Source organism: Pseudomonas sp. L5B5 (assembly GCF_020520285.1).
Classification (GTDB): Bacteria; Pseudomonadota; Gammaproteobacteria; order Pseudomonadales; family Pseudomonadaceae; genus Aquipseudomonas.
This window is the reverse complement of record NZ_CP084742.1, coordinates 1,579,422-1,598,939: the sequence shown is the minus strand read 5'-3', so window position 1 is coordinate 1,598,939 and position 19,518 is coordinate 1,579,422. Positions and strand designations below refer to the sequence as shown.

Here is a 19,518-nt window from a genome sequence, read left to right as displayed (position 1 = left end):
ACTGTATATAAAAACAGTATATGGGTCCGGCCATGCAACTGATCGACAAGCTGGGCATCCTCGCCGATGCCGCCAAGTACGATGCTTCCTGTGCCAGCAGTGGCGCTCCCAAGCGCAGTTCCCAGGGCAAGGACGGGCTGGGCTCGACCAACGGCATGGGCATCTGCCACAGCTACACGCCGGATGGACGCTGCGTTTCGCTGTTGAAGATCCTGCTGACCAACTTCTGCCTCTACGATTGCCAGTACTGCGTCAACCGGCGCTCCAGTGATGTGCCACGCGCCCGCTTCACGCCCGAGGAAGTGGTGCGCCTGACCCTGGATTTCTACCGCCGCAATTGCGTCAGCGGGCTGTTTCTCAGCTCCGGAATCATTCGCTCGGCGGACTACACCATGGAACAACTGGTGCAGGTGGCCAGGCTCCTGCGCGAGGAGCACGAGTTCCGTGGCTACATCCACCTCAAGACCATTCCCGACGCCGATCCGGCGTTGATCGAGCAGGCCGGGCGCTACGCCGACCGCTTGAGCGTGAATGTCGAGTTGCCCACCGACCAGGGCCTCAAGACCCTGGCCCCGGAGAAACAGCTGGGCTCGATCAAGCAGGCCATGCGCACCATCTACACCGGCGAGCAGACGGTGCTCAATGAGCCTCGGGCGCCACGTTTCGCCCCGGCCGGGCAGAGCACCCAGATGATCGTCGGCGCCGACGACACCGACGACAGCACCATCTTGCACAGCGCCGAGGCGCTGTACGGCAACTTCCGCCTGCGCCGGGTCTACTACTCGGCCTTCAGCCCGATTCCCAACAGCCCGAAAAGCGTGCCCCTGGCCGCGCCGCCGCTGATGCGCGAGCACCGCCTGTACCAGGCCGATTTCCTGTTGCGCGGTTATGGCTTCAGCGCCAATGAGCTGTTCCAGGGGCCGGGGCACCTGGCCCTGGACATCGACCCCAAGCTGGCCTGGGCCCTGGAGAACCGCAGTGTGTTTCCCCTGGACCTGAACCGCGCCGAGCCGGCGCTGATCTCGCGTATCCCGGGCATTGGCCTGCGCACCACCCAGCGCCTGGTGGCGTTGCGTCGGGAACGGCGCATCCGCTTCGAGGACCTGGCGCGCATGCGTTGCGTGCTGAGCAAGGCCAAGCCGTTCCTGATCACCAGCGACTATCACCCGCAGCAGGCCGAGACCAGCAGCACGCAGCTCTACCAGCAACTGCGCGACCGCCCGCAGCCGCAGCAGATGGGGCTCTGGGGATGATCGACCTGGAGTGCCACGACCTGTTCGACACCTGGCGCCAGCAGGCCCGCTGGCTGCTCAGCCATGGCGTCGACCCGGGCCAGGTCAGCTGGTCCGGAGCCCGCGAGGCCGACCTGTTCGGCCAGGAACAGGCGTACCCGGCGCAGCCTGGACCGTTCCAGGCGCGCATTCCCCTGGCGTTGCTGGGCCTGTTGCAGCGGGCTGCCTGCTATCGCGGCGAGCAGCGCTGGAGCCTGCTGTACGAGGTGCTGTGGCGGGTCAGCCACGGCGATCGCACCGCGATGCTCAGCGGCGACCAGCTGGGCAGCGAACTGCAACGGCGCATCCGCCAGGTGGATCGCGAAGCCCATCACCTGCATGCCTTCGTGCGCTTCGTCGGCGTGCCCGAGGGGCACTCGAGCCTGGCCGAGCAGCCTGAGTACGTAGCCTGGCACGATCCGGCCCACGACATCCTGGCCACCGCCAGCGAACACTTCATCGGGCGCATGGGGCGCCATCGCTGGATGATCGCCACACCCCGTGATGGGGTGTATTTCGATGGCGCGCAACTGCATCACCAGCGCCAGTGCCCCGGCGCCTGGCAGCAGTTGGCCCAGGGCATCGACGACCCCGGAGGCGAACTGTGGCTGACGTACTACAGCCATATCTTCAATCCCGCCCGGCTCAACCCCAAGGTCATGCAGGGACACTTACCGGCGCGGTTCTGGAAGCACCTGCCGGAGGGACCGTTGATCCCCGCGCTGATCACCCAGGCACGCCATGGCAAGCAGCGCGATGGCCAGGCCCGCCAGGTGGCGGCGCAGCGTGGCAAGCAGATTGGCCTGCGAAGGGAGAGCAAGGTGTCGTCGCTGGAGTCATCAGCGACAATGGGCAGCTTTGAACAATGAGGCAGGCAGCCAATGGATGACGGCAAGGGCATTACCGAGGATTTCTGGTCGAAGGGGGTGAGCGACGATGCCAAGATGCTGTGGCGGGTGGGCAGCCGTGGCGTGACATTCCTGATGGCGTTGCTGCTGCCCAAGACCGGGTTCCGGGCCGTGGATATCGGGGTCGGGGTGCTGACCATGCTGATCCCGTTGCTGGTGATCGAGACACAGAGGGCCTATTCGAAATTTTCTCCCAAGTTCCTGGACCGGGTGATCCGCCTCAGTGTGTTCGCCACGGGTGTCGCCATGGCCAGCCTGGGGTTGGTGGTCTACTTCGGGGTCGTGATGCCCGTGGTTTCAACGGTGGGCATTCATTTTTTTCAACAGAGCGCCAGTTTTCAGCTGCCGGGGCAGGACGGGGTGGAGGTCGCGGGTTTCTGGTGGATGGCTGCCGTCACTGGGTGCGCCGTGGTGTACGCGGTGTTCAAGAACTTTCGCGAGACCCAGGTGTTCGAGATCGTCTATCACAAGCCGCGCAGTGGGGTGAGGCAGCTCATGCAGGATCGGCCGTTGCGCGTCAGCAACTGGCCGATGTTCGTCTGGTTCGAGCTTTGCGTGTTGATCGCGAGTTTTCTCTACACCCTGATGGCGTCCCGGGCTGCGCTGCTGGTGGTGGACGGGTCGCGTCAGGTGCTGAGGCTGCTGGGTATCGACCCTTGAGGAGCCAACCCGTCTTCATCGACATGAAGGCGGGCGGCACCGAGGCTCGACTGCGCGGCGATGCGGCCGCTGTCAGAAGCTGTACTTGAAGCTGGTCATCAGGTTGCGCGGGGCGCCGTAGTTACCGTACAGGCCGGCGTTGCTGTAGTACTCGCGATCGAACAGGTTGTTGAGATTGAGCGAGGCACTGAGGTTGCGGCTGATGTCGTACCGGGCCATCAGGTTGGTCACCGCGTAGCTGCCCTGGGTGAAGGTGTGCAGGTCGTTGCCGACCTTGCTCTGCCAGTTGACGCCGCCGCCCACGGTGAGCTTGTCCAGCGGGCCATGCAGGCGGTAGCTGGTGAAGGTCTTGAAGCTGTTGCGCGGCAGGCCGGTGTTGATCCGCTGGTCGTCGGTGTCGGTGGTCACCGAGTAGGTGTAGCCGGCGGACGCCTGCCAGCCTTCGGCCAGCTCGCCGTTGAATTCCAGTTCCACCCCCTTGGAGGTGGTGTCCTGTTCGGCACTGTAGACGTTGTCGTGCTGCCAGATGGCCAGGTTGTCCTGCTGCAGTTTGTACAGCGCCAGGCTGGAGTTCAGGCGGCCATCGAAATGACTGCCCTTGATCCCGATCTCGTAGCCCTTGCCTTCCATTGGGTCCAGGGGCTTGTTGTCTTCGCTGCGTACCCAGGACGCCTGGGGGTTGAAGATGCTGGTGTAGCTGGCATACACCGACCAGGTGTCGTCCAGGTCGTAGACCACCCCGGCGTAGGGGATGAACACACCGTTTTCTTCGCGCTTGACCTCGGTCTCGGTGCCGCCATAGGGGCGTTCGGTGGTGTCGCGCTTCCAGTCGATGACCCGGCTGCCGAGGATCAGGCTCAGGTCATCGGTCAGGCTCAGGCGTGAGGTCAGGTAGGCCGCGTACTGGTCTTCATCTATCGAGGATTTGCCGCTTACGTTGAAGTCCGGCTTGGGTGATCGGCCGTCCCAGCCGTTGAGGTTGCCGATGGCACCGGCCGCAGAGCCGGCGTAGTCATAGCGCCAGCCGCCCCAGCCAGGGGTGCGCTCGTTGTACTGGGACAAGGTCACGCCGCTGATCAACTCATGCTCGCGGCCGAACAGGCTGAAGGGGCCGGTCAGGTACAGGTCGAGGTTGTCCTGGCGGGGTGTGCCGGAGAAGCGCACCGGCAACTGGCTGAGCCCGCTGCCGTCTTTGTTCACTGAACCCATGGCGAAGTTGAACAGCTCGTCGAACTGGTTTTCGGCGTGGGTGAACTCCACCTTGCCGCTCCAGCCGTTGCCCAGTTGCTGTTCGATGGAGGCGAAGTAGCTGGTCTGCTGGTGGTCGTTGTAGGACCAGTCCGGGGCGGTGTTGGTGGAGCGCTTGAAGTGGGTGCGCTCACCGCTGCTGAAGCGCGTCGGCAAGCCGGTGCGTAGCGGCGAGTCGACGTCGGTGCGCTGGTAGCTGAAGCCCAGGGTCAGCAGGGTGTCTTCGCTGAGGTCGAATTCGCTGATGCCGTACAGCAGTTGGGTCTGTTGCTTGAAGCGGTCGACCCAGGCGCTTTCAGTCTTGTAGTCCGCCACCAGGCGCCCGCGCACATTGCCGCTGTCGGTCAGCGGGCCGGAGACATCGACCCCGCCGCCATAGCGGTCCCAGGTCCCGGCCTGGCCGGTGATACTGGCCTGGGCCTCGCTGGTAGGGCGCTTGCGGATCAGGTTGATGGTGGCCGCCGGGTTGCCCATGCCGCTGATCAGGCCGGTGGCGCCGCGCACCACTTCGACCCGGTCGTACATGGCCATGCTCTGGGAGTAGTTGTCCAGGCGGGTGTTGGTGGGCACGCCGTCGATCTCGTAGTTCTGGATCGCAAAACCCCGGGACCAATAGCTGTCGGTTTCCGCTCCCAGGCCGTCGCGGGTGACGATGATCCCGGGAGTCGCTTCCAGGGTATCGGTGAGGGTGCTGAGGTTCTGGTCGTCGATGCGCTGGCGGGTCATCACCGTGATCGACTGCGGGGTTTCCCGGGGCGTGAGGTTCAGGCGGGTCGAGCTGCTGGAGGAATAGGTGGTGTATTCGCCGGTGCCTTCGGTGGTGGAACCGGGGGCCTTGCCAGAGATCGAGATCGGGCTCAGCTCCAGGCTCGCGCCGCTGCTGCGGGCCTGCAGGGAGTAGTCGCCATTGGCGCCGCGCACCGCTTGCAGGCCGGTGCCGCTGAGCAGGAGGGCCAGGCCGCCGTCGACATCATGCCGGCCCTGGAGTCCCGGGCTGCTGCGGCCTTCGGCCAGGCTTGCCGGGTAGGACAGCAGGATATGCGCACTCTGGCCGAAACGGGTGAGGGCGCCGGCCAGGTTGCCGGGGGCGATATCGAATTCGACCTGGGCCTGTTCAACTGCCAGGGCCCACGTGGGCAGGACCATGGCCGCGGCGCTGCCAGTGAGGCAGACCAGGCCCTGGGCCACGGCGCCGGCCAGGTTGTGCTTGAGTGAAAAGGTTCGCTGACGGCGCTGCATTACTGCGGATGACATGTGTGGCTCCCCATGCAAATGAATGTTCTGGGGGTTAAGTCTCGTCAGCGCGAAAAACAGACCACCTTGGTGCAACTTTTTTTCAGCCCAGGACAGCGCGAGGCTTGAGGGTGACCCAGTAGCGGGTGAACTGGCGCACCTCCAGGTGCAGGGTCTGGGCCACGGCAGACAGCACGCGGTCGGTGTCCGCCAGGGGGAAGGTGCCGGAAACTTTCAGCTGGGCGAGGCTCGGATCGCAGCCCAGGTGTCCGGGGCGGTAGCGCCCCAGCTCTTCGAGGAACTGCGCCAGGGGCTGGGCCTGGGCCACCAGCATGCCCTGGCTCCAGGCCGGTTGCGTGGTGTTCTGTGCCTGGCGCAGCAACAAGCCCTGGCGACTGAAATGTGCTTGTTCGCCGGCTCCCAGGCGCAGCGGGGGCTGCCCGCCATCCCGTGGACGCAGGGTCAGATCGCCCTGGTACACCGTCAATTCGGTGCGTCCTGCCCGTTGGCGCACGCTGAAGCTTGCCGCACGGGCTTGGATCCAGCCTTCGACGGTTTCCACCTGCAGGGCCGGAAGCGAGTCCTGTCGTGCCAGGGTCAGCAGCAGTTCGCCGCGCAGTAGCCTGATACGCCGTTGCTGGCGGTCGAAAGCCAGGCTGATCGCAGTGTCGGTATTGAGCTGTACCTGGGTGTGGTCCGCCAGGGTGATGCGTCGCTGCTGGCCGACCCGGGTGCTGTAGTCGGCGCTCCAATCCTGGATCAGCGCGGTATCGCGCGTGGCCCAGGCACCGGCTCCGGCGGCCAGCAGCAGGGCCAGTTGCTTGAGGGCGCGACGCCGGCCCGGGTTCGGTGCCAGGGTGGCCCGGGCCAGCTCGCTGTGGCCCTGGCTGCGCACCTGCTGCAGGCGTTGGGCGAGGGTTTCGGCCCGCTGCCAGGCTGTCTCGTGCAGCGGGTGGGCCTGGCGCCAGCGCTGCCAGGCGGCGAGGGTGGCGGCACTGACCTGGGGTTCCTGCAGGTCCAGTTGCCATTGCATGGCCTGCTCGGCCATGGCGATGTCGATGGACTGCGGATCGGTGCTGGTGTCGCGGCTCAGCGGCTGATTCACAAGGAGCCCAGGCTGTCGTCGAGAAGGATGCACTGGGCCCCGGCCTTGACGATGTAGCGCTTGACCGTGGTCACCGAGACTTGCAGGCGTTCGGCGATCTGCTCATGGCCCAGGCCGTCGAGCTGCCACCAGAGGAAGGCCTGGCGTACCGGGCGCTCCAGGCGCTCGAGCACGGCGTCCAGCTGCATCAGGGTTTGCATGAGGATGGCCTGGGTCTCCAGGTCCGGCACCCCATGCGCCGGCACGTGCTGCAGGGCCTCGAGGTAGGCTCGCTCCAGTTTCTGGCGCCGGTAGTGGTTGCTCAGCACGCTCTGCGCCACCTTGGCCAGGAAGCTGCGCGGTGCCAGGATCTGCAGCGGTTCGGGCTTGGCCAGCAGACGCAGGAAGGTGTCCTGGGCCAGGTCGGCGGCGCTGTGGGAACAGTTGAGCCGCAGGCGCAGCCAGTTCTTCAGCCATTGATGCTGTTGGCGATACAGCAGGGTCAGGTCGCTGGCTTGGACGGGAGCAGGCATGGCGGACAATTACCGGGGCAGGGAGGTCGCGAATGATAACGCTTATCATATAGATCGCTCCCCAAGCTCGGCAAGAAAAGTCTGAGCGCTGCCAGGAGGAATCCGACAGCCCGCCAATCTCCCATGAAAAAGCCCGCCGCTGGCAAGCAGGGGCGGGCTCGGGTGAAGCGGGGCGGGTCAGACCTTGACGATCCAGCCGGCCGGAGCCTCGACGTCGCCGGTCTGTACGCCAGTCAGCTCCTTGTAGAGCTTCTGGGTGATCGGACCGACTTCTTTTTCGCTGTAGAACACGTGCAGCTTGTCCTGGTACTCGATGCCGCCGATCGGCGTGATCACCGCAGCAGTGCCGCAGGCGCCGGCTTCCTTGAAGTCCGCCAGCTTGTCGATCAGCACGTCGCCTTCGACCACTTCCAGGCCCAGGCGGCTCTTGGCCAGCTCGATCAACGACAGGCGGGTGATGCCTGGCAGGACCGATGGCGAGTTCGGGGTCACGAACTTGTCGTCGTGGGTGATCCCGAAGAAGTTGGCCGAGCCGACTTCCTCGATCTTGCTGTGGGTCAGCGGGTCCAGGTAGATGCAGTCGGCGAAGCTGGCCTTCTTGGCCTGGGAGCCGGGCATCAGGCTGGCGGCGTAGTTGCCACCGACCTTGGCCGCACCGGTGCCTTGTGGCGCCGCGCGGTCGTAGCTGGAGATCAGGAAGTTGTGCGGGGTCAGGCCGCCCTTGAAGTAGGCGCCGACCGGAATGGCGAAGATCGAGAAGATGAACTCGGGTGCGGTACGCACGCCGATGTTGTCACCCACGCCGATCACGAACGGACGCAGGTACAGCGCGCCGCCAGTGCCGTAGGGCGGGATGAAGCGTTCGTTGGCCTTGACCACGGCCTTGCACGCTTCGATGAACTGTTCGGTGGAGACGTGTGGCATCAGCAGGCGAGCGCAGCTGCGTTGCATGCGGGCAGCGTTCTGGTCCGGGCGGAACAGGTTGATCGAACCGTCCTTGCAGCGGTAGGCCTTGAGGCCTTCGAAGCACTGCTGGCCATAGTGCAGGGCGGTGGAGCCCTCGCTGATGTGCAGCACGTTGTCTTCGGTCAGGGTGCCTGCGTCCCACTCGCCGTTACGCCAGTGCGACAGATAGCGCTTGTCTGTCTTGATGTAGTCAAAACCCAGCTTGTCCCAATTGATGCTTTCGTTACCCATGACACCCTCTATCACTTAACAACCGTCGTAACGGCTCAAGGCTTCTGACGTTTTATTGGATGGGCACAACAATACTGCATTCCGGGGGCAGGCCGCACCCCGGACGATGGGAGGGGGAGCAAAAAAACTTAGCCTGCTCATGAACCCTCCAGCCACCCCACGGATAGCGACCTGCTTTGCATCTTTTTTGTAGGAGCGAAGCGTGCTCGCGAAGCATCGGTGCAGCTGGCTCGACATCTCTGGCGTGCCCGCTGGCCTCACCGCGGGCAAGCCCCGCTCCCACGGCCCGGTGTTTACATATGCAGCGCGTGGCCCAGGGCTCGCAACGCGGCTTCCTGGACGGCCTCGCCCAGGGTCGGGTGGGCATGGATGGTGCCGCCGATGTCTTCCAGGCGCGCGCCCATTTCCAGGGATTGGCCGAAGGCCGTGGACAGTTCGGAAACCCCCACGCCCACCGCCTGCCAGCCGACAATCAGATGATTGTCACGCCGTGCCACCACCCGCACGAACCCGCTCTTGGATTCCAGGGTCATGGCCCGGCCGTTGGCCGCGAACGGGAAGCTGCTGACGATGCAGTCCAGGCCGGCTGCCTTGGCTTCGTCCGGCGTCTTGCCGACCACCACCACTTCCGGATCGGTGAAGCACACCGCCGGAATCGCCGCCGGGGTGAACTCCCGGTGCTTGCCGGCGATCAGCTCGGCCACCATCTCGCCCTGGGCCATGGCCCGGTGGGCCAGCATCGGCTCGCCGCTCAGGTCGCCGATGGCCCAGACGTTGCGCATGCTGGTCTGGCAGCGTGCATCGATCTTGATCGCCGAGCCGTTCATGTCCAGGTTCAGCGCTTCCAGGTTCCAGCCCTGGGTGTTGGGCTTGCGGCCCACGGCCACCAGCACCTGGTCGGTTGCCAGGTCCAGGGTGTCGCCGTTGGGCTCGCGTACCTGCAGGCTGCTGGTGCCGGCATCGAAGCCCAGCACGCTGTGCTTGAGGTAGAGCTTGATCCCCAGTTGCTTGACCGATTCCAGCACCGGTTGAGTCAACTCGGCGTCATAGGCCGGCAGGATGCGCTCCTGGGCCTCGACCACGCTGACCTCGACGCCCAGCTTGCGGTAGGCGATGCCCAGTTCCAGGCCGATGTAGCCGCCGCCGACCACGGCCAGGCGCTTGGGCAGGACCTTGGGCGCCAGGGCCTCGGTGGAAGAGATGATCGGACCGCCGATGGGCAGCATCGGCAGGTTGACGCTCTTGGAACCGGTGGCCAGCAGCAGGTGTTCGCACTGGATGCGGGTATTGGCACCGTCGATTTCCACGGTCTTGCCGTCGATCACCCGGGCCCAGCCATGGATCACCTGGACCTTGTTCTTTTTCAGCAGGGCGGCCACACCGGTGGTCAGGCGGTCGACGATGCCGTCCTTCCATTCCACGCTCTTGCCGATGTTCAGGGTCGGCGCCGCCACTTCGATGCCCAGTGCCGAGCCCTGGCTGTGGTGGCGGGTCTGGTGGAACTGCTCGGCCACGTGGATCAGCGCCTTGGACGGGATGCAGCCGATGTTCAGGCACGTGCCGCCCAGGGCCTGGCCTTCCACCAGGATGGTGGAGATGCCCAGCTGGCCGGCACGGATTGCTGCGACGTAGCCGCCAGGGCCGCCGCCGATGATCAGCAGCTGGGTGTTGAGAGTCTGTTGCATGCCTGCTCCTCTTGATCAGTCCACGAACAACGTGGCGGGTTGTTCGAGCAGGCCGCGGATGGCCTGGATGAATTGCGCGGCGTCCATGCCGTCGACCACCCGGTGATCGAAGGAGCTGGAGAGGTTCATCATCTTGCGGATCACGATCTGGCCCTTGATCACCATGGGCCGCTCGACGATCTTGTTGACCCCGACGATGGCCACTTCCGGCAGGTTCAGCACCGGAGTGCTGACGATCCCGCCCAGGGCACCGAGGCTGGTGAGGGTGATGGTCGAGCCGGACAGCTCTTCACGCGCGGCCTTGCCGGCGCGGGCGGCCTTGGCCAGGCGCACGATCTCCTCGGCGTTGCCCCACAGGCTGCGGGCCTCGGCGTGGCGTACCACTGGCACCATCAGGCCGACGTCGCTCTGGGTGGCGACCCCGACGTGCACCGCGCCGTGGCGGGTGATGACCTGGGCTTCATCGTCGTAGCGCGCGTTGATCTGCGGGAAGTCGCGCAGGGCCACCACCATCGCCCGTACCAGGAACGGCAGCAGGGTCAGCTTGCCGCGGGTAGCGCCATGCTTCTCGTTGAGGTGGATGCGCAGTTCTTCCAGGGCGGTGACGTCCACTTCCTCGACGTAGCTGAAGTGCGCGGCGCGGTGCTTGGATTCCTGCATGCGTTGGGCAATCTTGCGACGCATGCCGATCACCTGGATCTGCTCTTCGTCGTGGCGCTCGGCATAACCGGCACCTGGCGCCGAATGGCCACCGAACGGCTGGCTGCCCTGGGCCAGGTAGGCGTCCAGGTCTTCATGCAGCACGCGTCCGGCGGGGCCGCTGCCTTGTACCAGGCGCAGCTGGATGCCCAGGTCCAGGGCATGCTTGCGCACCGCCGGCGAGGCCAGCGGGCGCTCGTTGGCTTCCCGGGCGACCGGAGCCTGGGCCGGACGGCTGGCAGCGGCCTGGCAGGCCGGTGCCGGTTTTTCCACTTGTGGTGCGGCGGCTACCGGCGCGGCGGTCGGTTTTTCCGCGGCGGCTGGCGCCTTGCTCGGCGTCGGCAGTTGGTCGGAGTCCTTGAGGTTGCCCGCGCCCTCCACCTCGATGCTGATCAGGATGCTGCCCACCGCCATCACTTCACCCGGCTCGCCGCCCAGGGCCAGCACTTTGCCGTGGACCGGGGAGGGGATGTCGACCATGGCCTTGTCGGTCATCACGTCTGCCAGCACCTGGTCTTCGACCACCAGGTCGCCGACCTTCACGTGCCACTGCGACAGTTCTACTTCTGCGATGCCTTCGCCGATGTCCGGCATCTTGATAACGTGCGTGCCCATTCAGACCTCCATGACCCGTTGCAGCGCCGCGCCCACTCGGGACGGCCCTGGGAAATATGCCCACTCCTGCGCGTGGGGATACGGCGTATCCCAACCTGTGACGCGCTCGATCGGGGCCTCCAGGTGATGGAAGCAATGCTCTTGCACCAGCGACACCAGCTCGGCGCCGAAACCGCAGGTACGGGTGGCCTCGTGCACCACCACGCAACGGCCGGTCTTCTTCACCGACTTGACGATGGTGTCCAGGTCCAGTGGCCACAGGCTGCGCAGGTCGATGACCTCGGCGTCGATGCCGGTTTCCTCGGCCGCCACTTGCGAGACATAGACCGTGGTGCCGTAGGTCAGCACGGTGACGTCCTTGCCGGGGCGGGCAATGGCTGCCACGTCCAGCGGGACCTTGTAGTAGCCGTCCGGCACCTGGGCCGACGGGTGCTTGGACCACGGGGTCACGGGACGGTCGTGGTGGCCGTCGAACGGACCGTTGTACAGGCGCTTGGGCTCCAGGAAGATCACCGGGTCATCGTTCTCGATGGAGGCGATCAGCAGGCCCTTGGCGTCGTAGGGGTTGGACGGCATCACGGTGCGCAGGCCGCAGACCTGGGTGAACACCGCCTCGATGCTCTGGCTGTGGGTCTGGCCGCCATAGATGCCGCCGCCGCAAGGCATGCGCATGGTCAGTGGTGCGGTGAACTGGCCGGCGGAGCGATAACGCAGGCGCGCTGCTTCGGAAATGATCTGGTCGGTGGCCGGGTAGACGTAGTCGGCGAACTGGATTTCCGCCACCGGCCGCAGGCCATAGGCGCCCATGCCGACGGCGGTGCCGATGATGCCGCTTTCGGAGATCGGCGCGTCGAACACTCGCGAGGTGCCGTACTTGGCCTGCAGGCCTTCGGTGCAGCGGAACACGCCGCCGAAGTAACCCACGTCCTGGCCGAACACCACGACGTTGTCATCACGCTCGAGCATCACATCCATGGCCGAGCGCAGGGCCTGGATCATGGTCATGGTGGTGGTGGTCATGGCGGTGTCCAGCTGGATATTGTTGTTGTGATCGTTCATCTCAGACCCCCAGTTGCTGGCGTTGGCGTTTCAGGTGTTCGGGCATGTCCTTGTAGACATCCTCGAACATGGTCGCGGCGCTGGGGATCTGGCCGCCGGCGAGGGTGCCGAACTGTTCGGCTTCCTTCTGCGCGGCGATGACCTGGGCTTCGAGTTCGGCACTGACTGCGGCGTGTTCCTCTTCGGACCACTGGCCGAGCTTGATCAGGTGCTGCTTGAGGCGGGCAATCGGGTCGCCCAGGGGGAAGTGGCTCCAGTCGTCGGACGGCCGGTACTTGGACGGATCGTCGGAGGTGGAGTGCGGGCCGGCACGGTAGGTGACCCACTCGATCAGGGTCGGGCCGAGGTTGCGGCGGGCACGTTCGGCGGCCCAGCGCGAAGCGGCGTAGACGGCGATGAAGTCGTTGCCGTCGACCCGCAGCGAGGCGATGCCGCAGCCCACGCCGCGTCCGGCGAAGGTGGTGGCTTCACCACCGGCGATGGCCTGGAAGGTGGAGATCGCCCACTGGTTGTTGACCACGTTGAGGATCACCGGCGCCCGGTAGACGTGGGCGAAGGTCAGGGCGGTGTGGAAGTCCGACTCGGCGGTGGCGCCATCGCCGATCCAGGCCGAGGCGATCTTGGTATCACCCTTGATTGCCGAGGCCATGCCCCAGCCCACGCCCTGCACGAACTGGGTCGCCAGGTTGCCGGAGATGGTGAAGAACCCGGCTTCTTTCACCGAGTACATGATTGGCAGCTGACGTCCCTTGAGCGGATCGCGCTCGTTGGACAGCAGCTGGCAGATCATGTCCACCAGTGGCACTTCGCGGGCCATCAGGATGCTCTGCTGGCGATAGGTCGGGAAGCACATGTCGTCGATGTTCAAGGCCAGCGCCTGGGCGCTGCCGATGGCTTCCTCGCCCAGGCTCTGCATGTAGAACGACATCTTCTTCTGACGCTGGGCGACCACCATGCGGTTGTCGAAGATGCGGGTCTTGAGCATGGCCCGCATGCCCTGGCGGAGGATCTCCACGGGCACATCCTCGGCCCATGCGCCCAGGGCGTTGCCCTGGTCATCGAGTACTCGGATCAGGCCACGGGAGAGGTCGGCGGTATCGGCGGGTTCTACATCGATCGGGGGTTTGCGCACCAGGCCGGCGTCGTTCAGGCGCAGGTAGGTGAAGTCGGTCTTGCAGCCGGGACGGCCCGAGGGTTCGGGAACGTGCAGGCGTAGCGGTGCATACGCTGGGGTCATGGCTTTCTACGCTCGATCTTGTGGATTTCTTGTAATTGGGCGCGCTAGCTGACAGTCCTTCCCTGGGTAAGGGAAATCTTGTCCTACAAACATCATAGGCCGGGAGAAGGAGAATATTTATCTCTGTTTCGTTGCGCTAAAACTCATTTGCAGATAAAAAATCTCTATAAACATAAAAAAAAGGATGTTTTATCTCATGCGTAAACTGGACCGCACCGACATCGGCATTCTCAACAGCCTTCAGGAGAACGCCCGCATCACCAACGCCGACCTCGCCCGCTCGGTGAACCTGTCGCCCACGCCTTGCTTCAACCGGGTCAGGGCCATGGAGGAACTGGGGCTGATCCGCGAGCAGGTGACCCTGCTGGACGCCGACCTCCTGGGCCTGCACGTCAACGTGTTCATCCATGTCAGCCTGGAGAAGCAGGTGGAAGAGGCCCTGCAGCATTTCGAAGAGGCCATCTCCGATCGTCCGGAGGTGATGGAGTGCTACCTGATGGCCGGCGACCCGGACTACCTGATCCGGGTGCTGGTACCCAGCATCCAGGCCCTGGAGCGCTTCATGATGGACTTCCTGACCAAGGTGCCCGGGGTGGCGAATATCCGCTCCAGCTTCGCCCTCAAGCAGGTGCGCTACAAGACCGCGCTGCCGCTGCCCGCCAACGGCCTGACCCTGGGCACCTGAGTCTCAGGCCGGCGTTTCCCGCCACCATCGGTCGAGTTCCTTGAAGTCCCGATTGCCCAGGGCTTTGCGGCCGGCTATGCGCTCCTGGCCCAGGATTCAGGCGCGCTCGGGCACGCCCTGTTCGCGTCGCAACACCCGGGGTCGAAATGACCGGCTCAGGGGGGCTGCGCCGGAGCGCCCCGGCCGGGCTTCAAGCGCGGTCGTGGTGATGCCTGGCGGTCACCGCCTCCTGGGCGGCGCCGGGAGTCTCACGCCGGTTTCTGTGCCAGCGCCCGATGGTGCCCCAGCTTTTGCAGGACCAGAATGTCCTGCTTGGGCGTGGCCCGGAAGAACCGAGCGTATTCCCGTACGAATTGCGAAACGCTCTCGTAGCCGACCTTGTAGGCAGCGGCACTGACATTCATGCCTTCATCCAGCATCAGGCGCCGGGCCTCGAACAGACGCAGTTGCTTCTGATACTGCAGGGGCGTCGCTCCAGTCAGTAATTTGAAATGACTATGAAATGAGGAGAGGCTCATCCCGCTTGCCTCTGCCAATTCGGCGACGGGGAGGGACTCCGTGAATCGGGTTTTCACCACCGAGATGGCGTTCATGACACCTCGCGAACGGGTTCCTGCCAGCCCCAGGTCCGCGAAGGCTGCGCCCTTGGGGCCAGTCAGCAGCCAGTAGCACACTTCGCGCATGATGCCTCGGGTCAGCAGGGGGATCGCGTCGGGCACGGCAACCAGGCGGATCAGGCGTTCCAGTGCATGTTCCAGATCGCTTCCCACATCGACGACGAACAGTCCTGGTTCCGGCCTGGCCCCGGCGGGCGGGCGCTGGGTGCCTGCGGCCATCTCCCGCAGGACTTCCAGGTCCAGCGTCAGCATGATGCCCAGGTAAGGCCTGTCGGCACTGGCTTCGACCACGCTGCCCGTGGCGGGTGCATCGATTCGGGCCGCGAGGGCTTGCCCGGGCCCATAGGTCATGACCCTGTCGGCCACCCGCGCTTCCTTGAGCCCTTGCAGGGTTACGCAAATCGCCGGTCGGTACAGCTGGTGATAGAGCGCAATGGGTTCGGTTGCCACGACCAGGAACAGGCCATCGATGGCTGTGCGCAGGAATCCGGTGCGGTGTTCCGGGCTGACGTGTTGTTCGACCATCTGCTTCAGCGCCGTTGCCATGGATGAGTCCCTGCATGAAATGACTATTTTCCAGCCTATTCGCAGTCGTTGGCGGCAACCAGTACATCAGGCGAGATTGCAGGAACAGGTGAAAAATTTGGATGTTTGTTCGTTTCCAAGGCGCATCGGCAGCCATAAAGTTCAAGGACGTTCCCTGCACAGTGTCAGTGGCCCGGCTCGCCATGCAGCCTGGGCAAAGCCCCGAGCTTCCTGGAACGCCGCCAGGCCCGCAGGGCTGACCATCATTCGCATTCAAGGACATCCTCATGGCCACATTTCCTTCCGACATGCCTTCTTGCCTGGCGATGCAGAGCTACCGCACGTTCAATCCGGCAACCGGAGAACTTCTAAAGGAATATCCCACCCTGACCGATGAGCAAGCGCACGCGCTGCTCGAAAAGGCGCACGAGGCCTATCTCGGGTGGCGTGGCGAGCCGCTTTCGCGGCGCATCGGACTGTTCCGGGAGCTGGCCGACATCATCGATGCCAGCGTCGAGCGCCTGGCCAGACAGATTACCGTCGAGATGGGCAAGCCCCTGGAGCAGGCAAGATTCGAGGTCGGTGTGGCTTCGGCCATGCTCCGTTACTACGCCGACCATGCCGCGCAATTCCTGGCTGACTCGGCCGTTGCGGTCTCGGGGTTCTCGCGGGTCTACACCCGGCGTGAACCGGTAGGAGTCGTCGTTGGCATCGAGCCCTGGAACGGGCCGTTGTACCAGGCCATGCGGGCGGCCGTTCCCAACCTGATGCTCGGCAACACCATCATTCTCAAGCCTGCCGAGATCACTGCAGGATCGACGCTCCTCCTGGAAGAGCTGCTGGTCGAGGCAGGGCTGCCTGAAGCGGTCTTCCAGGTCGCCCTGGTTTCCAGGGAACAGATCTCCAACTACATTGCCGACCCCCGTGTGCGGGGAGTGACGTTGACCGGTTCCGATCGGGCCGGGATGGAGATAGGCGCACAAGCCGGGCGGCACATCAAGCCGATGATCCTTGAGCTGGGGGGCTCGGACCCATTCATCGTCCTGGACTCTGCCGACATCCCCAGTGCCGCGGGTACGGCGGCCCTGTCCCGCCTGGCCCTGGGGGGACAAGTCTGCGTCTCGCCCAAGCGCGTCATCGTGACCGAGAAGGTGGCCGATGTGTTCATCGAGGCCTACAGCGACATCTTCAGGAACCAGAAGATCGGTGACCCACTGGATCCGCAAACCACCCTGGGGCCGCTCTCCAGTCCCGTGGCCGTCGATACATTGCAGGCCCAGTACGACGATGCCGTTGCAAAGGGGGCCAAGGTCCTGGTGGAGGGTGGGCGCATCCCCGGGCCGGGGGCTTATTTCAAGCCGGCGGTCCTGGCCGGGATCACCGCCCAGATGCGCCTCCATCACGAGGAAGCCTTCGGGCCCATTGGCATCATCTATCGCGTCGCCGATGCCGATGAAGCCGTCGCGCTGGCCAATGACAGTCCCTATGGCCTCGGTGGCACGGTCTATGGTCAGGATCTGGGCGAGGCTAACCGGGTCGCGCAGGCGCTGGACACCGGGATGGTCGGCATCAACCAGTACCTGGGCGGCCCCATCGAGATACCGTTCGGAGGCACGAAAGCGTCTGGCGTCGGCCGCGAACTGGGAAGCACCGGCATGGATGCGTTCTCCAATATCAAGACCTACGCGCTGGCCTGACGGTACCAGGCCGAATTCCCATGCCCGCTTGGGGCCTGTCATCAAGCCGGCGCTGCTCCATTTCTGGCACGCGGTCGCCCCATCGCGCCTCCCGGATCACTCGGGAAGGCGCCTCGAGTCTGCTTCCAGGGCCACGCCAGGCGCTGGGTTGTACGGGAGAAGTCTTATGAAAGCATCGGTATGTCGAGGAGTAGGGCTGGGTTTTGAAACGATGGATGTCGAAATCGACCATCCCATTGGGTCAGAGGTGCTGATCGATGTCCGTGCCTGTGGTCTTTGCCATACGGACTTGAGCCTTGCGGAAGCGGACTACGGTTTCACTTTTCCCGCGGTCTTCGGCCATGAAATGGCCGGTGTGGTCAGGGAAACCGGACCGCTGGTGAAGGATATCTGCGTTGGCGATCATGTCGTCGGCTGCCTGATTGCCTTCTGCGGACGGTGCGTGGCCTGCCTCAGTGGCCGCACCCATGAATGCGGCAAATCAGGTGCGACCCTGCGTTCGGCCGACGAACCGGCGAGACTGTCGCTCGCCGGAACCGCGATCACCCAGGGATTCGGCATCGGCGGATTCGCAGAGCAGGCACTGGTCCATGAAAATCAGTTGGCGGTGATCACCAGGGACCTCCCGTTCGCCCAGGCCGCGATCCTGGGGTGTGCGACAGTGACGGGCGCAGGCGCAGTCATCAACACGGCCCGGGTCCGTCCCGGCGAAACCGTCGCGGTGTTCGGCACTGGCGGGGTGGGGCTGAATGCGATCAATGCCGCTCGGCTCTCTGGCGCGTCGAGGATCATCGCGGTCGACATCATCGACTCCAAGCTCAAGCGCGCCCTCGATTTTGGGGCTACCCACCTGGTCAACGCCAATGACTCGGACCCTGTCGAAGCGGTTCGGGACATCACTGGCGGCGGAGTGGACTTCGCCTTCGAAGTCATTGGATTGCCCGCGACGCAGGAACAGGCGATTCGCGCGACACGCCATGGAGGGACAGCGCTGCTGATCGGATTGGGCAAGCCTGGCTCGCGTATCACGCTGGATACGTCGATCTCGATGCTAGTCGAGCACAAGACCATTCGAGGGGTGGCCATGGGGTCGACGAATCTGAAGCGGGATATTCCAATCTATGCCGATTTCTGCGTGGACGGACGCCTCCTGGTGGGTGAGCTTGTCAGCGAGGAAATTTCCATCCATGAGATCTCCAGTGCTTACCAGCGGTTGATGCTGGGCGAGACCCTGCGGTCCGTTGTCACCCGCTGGTAGTTACCACTGCGCTGGGCTGCGCGGGCATGGCCGGCGGCCGCGCTGCCGCTGCCGGCCAACGGCCTGGCCCTGGGCACCTGCGGCTCAGGCCGGCACTTCCCGCCACAACCGGTCGAGTTCCTTGAAGTCCCAGTTGCCCGGGGCTTCGCGGCCGACGATGCGCTCCTGGCCCTGGACCCTGGCGAGATCGATCACGCTCTGCTCCAGCGGCAGGTTCGAGCGGGTGGAGAAGAACACCCTGACCTTGGGCGTCAGCAAGGCCTCGGGGTGCTGCTCGAGCACCACCGCCAGCCGTCCGCTCTCCAGGCGTACCAGGGAGCCCACCGGGTAGATCCCGACACTCTTGACGAAGGCCTGGAACACCCGCTGGTCGAAGTGACCGGTCCAGGTGGACATCCGCTGGATCGCCTCGGCCGGGTCCCAACCACGGTTGTAGGGGCGGTTGGAGGTCACTGCGTCGTACACGTCGCAGACGGCGCCCATCTGTGCAAACAGGCTGATCTGCTCGCCCTTCAGGCGATGGGGGTAACCCGAGCCGTCGACTTTTTCATGGTGGTGCAGGCACACATCCAGTACCAGGGCATCCACGGCGCCGTTCTGGCGCAGGATCGCGCCGCCTGCCTCGGGGTGCAGCTTGACCTGTTCGAACTCGTTGTCCGAAAGCCGCTGGGGTTTGTTGAGGATGGTGTCGGGGATGGTCAGCTTGCCCACGTCGTGCAGCAACCCGGCGACCCCGGCAAGCTGTACCAGGTGTTCCGGCAGGCCCAGTTGGCGAGCCGTGGCCAGCATGAGGGCGCAGACCGCCACCGAATGCATGTAGGTGTAGTCGTCTGCACGCTTGAGCCGCGCCAGGCTGATCAGCGCATGGGGATGACGCAGCAGCGACCCGGTGATCATGCTCACCAGTTCGTTGACCGGCTGCACCTGGATCACCTGGCCCATGCGCACTTCCTGGAACATCTGCATCACCGCTTGGCGCGAGTGGGCGCAGACCTTGATGGCCCGCTGCAGCTCCTCGCCCATGCTGGCCCGGGGAACAGGGGTCGGGGAGGGCGAGGCGGGTGCTTCTGGTGTGCGCGGTTGCGCCTCGTCGGGCGCGGGCAGGTCGCGCCCCTTGGCCGGGTCGATCCACAGGCCGCTCAGGTTCGAGCGTTGCAGGCGCCGCAGGTCCTCATGGTTGTTCAGGACAAAACCGGCCTTCCAGAACGAGTGGTCCAGCCAGGAACCACAGAATTGATGGATGTACATGCCCATTTGCAGCTGTTGCACCGAGATCAGTTTCAACATGATCCGTACTCCCACAGAGC

At 64.6% G+C, this 19,518-nt stretch carries 16 protein-coding genes; 6 read left to right on the top strand and 10 right to left on the bottom strand.

Annotated elements, in window-relative coordinates:
- The first annotated feature begins 32 nt into the window (after positions 1–32).
- The 3 genes from LGQ10_RS07145 to LGQ10_RS07135 are packed head-to-tail and all read left to right on the top strand — an operon-like array spanning position 33 to position 2,839.
- On the top strand, positions 33–1,253 hold the full coding sequence (locus LGQ10_RS07145) for a putative DNA modification/repair radical SAM protein (RefSeq protein ID WP_226525111.1): 1,221 nt from the start codon (positions 33–35) through the stop codon (positions 1,251–1,253).
- Positions 1,250–2,140 carry a TIGR03915 family putative DNA repair protein gene (locus tag LGQ10_RS07140; RefSeq protein ID WP_058437901.1) on the top strand — a complete coding sequence of 297 codons (891 nt, stop codon included), beginning with the start codon at positions 1,250–1,252 and terminating at the stop codon, positions 2,138–2,140. The genes LGQ10_RS07145 and LGQ10_RS07140 overlap by 4 nt, the downstream gene beginning before the upstream one ends.
- A 12-nt stretch (positions 2,141–2,152) precedes the next feature.
- Positions 2,153–2,839, top strand: coding sequence for a hypothetical protein (locus tag LGQ10_RS07135; RefSeq protein ID WP_226525110.1), 687 nt, complete (start codon positions 2,153–2,155; stop codon positions 2,837–2,839).
- Positions 2,840–2,911: 72 nt separating this feature from the next.
- Here the strand turns inward: LGQ10_RS07135 and LGQ10_RS07130 are convergent, their stop codons facing one another.
- The 8 genes from LGQ10_RS07130 to LGQ10_RS07095 all read right to left on the bottom strand — a co-directional run bounded on the left by LGQ10_RS07130 (position 2,912) and on the right by LGQ10_RS07095 (position 13,429).
- Positions 2,912–5,341 (bottom strand): TonB-dependent siderophore receptor, encoded by a 2,430-nt coding sequence (locus LGQ10_RS07130; RefSeq protein WP_226525109.1) that lies wholly within the window; start codon positions 5,339–5,341, stop codon positions 2,912–2,914.
- Between the two features lie 82 nt (positions 5,342–5,423).
- Complete coding sequence (locus LGQ10_RS07125; RefSeq protein ID WP_226525108.1) at positions 5,424–6,425, bottom strand: FecR domain-containing protein; 1,002 nt, start codon at positions 6,423–6,425, stop codon at positions 5,424–5,426.
- Positions 6,422–6,937, bottom strand: coding sequence for a sigma-70 family RNA polymerase sigma factor (locus LGQ10_RS07120; RefSeq protein ID WP_058436638.1), 516 nt, complete (start codon positions 6,935–6,937; stop codon positions 6,422–6,424). The genes LGQ10_RS07125 and LGQ10_RS07120 overlap by 4 nt, the downstream gene beginning before the upstream one ends.
- A 177-nt stretch (positions 6,938–7,114) precedes the next feature.
- Positions 7,115–8,134, bottom strand: coding sequence for a branched-chain amino acid aminotransferase (locus tag LGQ10_RS07115; protein WP_058436639.1), 1,020 nt, complete (start codon positions 8,132–8,134; stop codon positions 7,115–7,117).
- A 293-nt stretch (positions 8,135–8,427) separates the two neighbouring features.
- On the bottom strand, positions 8,428–9,819 hold the full coding sequence (lpdA, locus tag LGQ10_RS07110; protein WP_226525107.1) for a dihydrolipoyl dehydrogenase: 1,392 nt from the start codon (positions 9,817–9,819) through the stop codon (positions 8,428–8,430).
- Between the two features lie 15 nt (positions 9,820–9,834).
- Positions 9,835–11,133 (bottom strand): dihydrolipoamide acetyltransferase family protein, encoded by a 1,299-nt coding sequence (locus LGQ10_RS07105; RefSeq protein ID WP_226525106.1) that lies wholly within the window; start codon positions 11,131–11,133, stop codon positions 9,835–9,837.
- On the bottom strand, positions 11,134–12,192 hold the full coding sequence (locus LGQ10_RS07100) for an alpha-ketoacid dehydrogenase subunit beta (protein ID WP_068584462.1): 1,059 nt from the start codon (positions 12,190–12,192) through the stop codon (positions 11,134–11,136).
- Between the two features lies 1 nt (position 12,193).
- On the bottom strand, positions 12,194–13,429 hold the full coding sequence (locus LGQ10_RS07095) for a 3-methyl-2-oxobutanoate dehydrogenase (2-methylpropanoyl-transferring) subunit alpha (protein WP_226525105.1): 1,236 nt from the start codon (positions 13,427–13,429) through the stop codon (positions 12,194–12,196).
- Positions 13,430–13,625: 196 nt separating this feature from the next.
- Here LGQ10_RS07095 and bkdR point away from each other — a divergent pair, with 196 nt between their 5' ends.
- Positions 13,626–14,114 carry a Bkd operon transcriptional regulator BkdR gene (bkdR, locus tag LGQ10_RS07090; protein ID WP_226525104.1) on the top strand — a complete coding sequence of 163 codons (489 nt, stop codon included), beginning with the start codon at positions 13,626–13,628 and terminating at the stop codon, positions 14,112–14,114.
- A 248-nt stretch (positions 14,115–14,362) separates the two neighbouring features.
- Here the strand turns inward: bkdR and LGQ10_RS07085 are convergent, their stop codons facing one another.
- The gene (locus LGQ10_RS07085) at positions 14,363–15,277 is read right to left on the bottom strand and encodes an AraC family transcriptional regulator (RefSeq protein WP_226525103.1); all 915 of its coding nucleotides are present in this window, start codon (positions 15,275–15,277) and stop codon (positions 14,363–14,365) included.
- 266 nt (positions 15,278–15,543) lie between these two features.
- Here LGQ10_RS07085 and LGQ10_RS07080 point away from each other — a divergent pair, with 266 nt between their 5' ends.
- Both LGQ10_RS07080 and LGQ10_RS07075 read left to right on the top strand, forming a co-directional pair.
- Positions 15,544–16,953 (top strand): aldehyde dehydrogenase family protein, encoded by a 1,410-nt coding sequence (locus LGQ10_RS07080; RefSeq protein ID WP_226525102.1) that lies wholly within the window; start codon positions 15,544–15,546, stop codon positions 16,951–16,953.
- A 166-nt stretch (positions 16,954–17,119) separates the two neighbouring features.
- Positions 17,120–18,211, top strand: a complete 1,092-nt coding sequence (locus LGQ10_RS07075; protein WP_226525101.1) for a zinc-binding dehydrogenase — start codon at positions 17,120–17,122, stop codon at positions 18,209–18,211.
- Positions 18,212–18,295: 84 nt separating this feature from the next.
- On the opposite strand, the gene LGQ10_RS07070 is transcribed toward LGQ10_RS07075, so the two are convergent.
- Positions 18,296–19,498: an HD-GYP domain-containing protein gene (locus tag LGQ10_RS07070; RefSeq protein WP_226525100.1), complete on the bottom strand. Its 1,203-nt coding sequence runs from the start codon at positions 19,496–19,498 to the stop codon at positions 18,296–18,298.
- Positions 19,499–19,518: the final 20 nt, after the last annotated feature.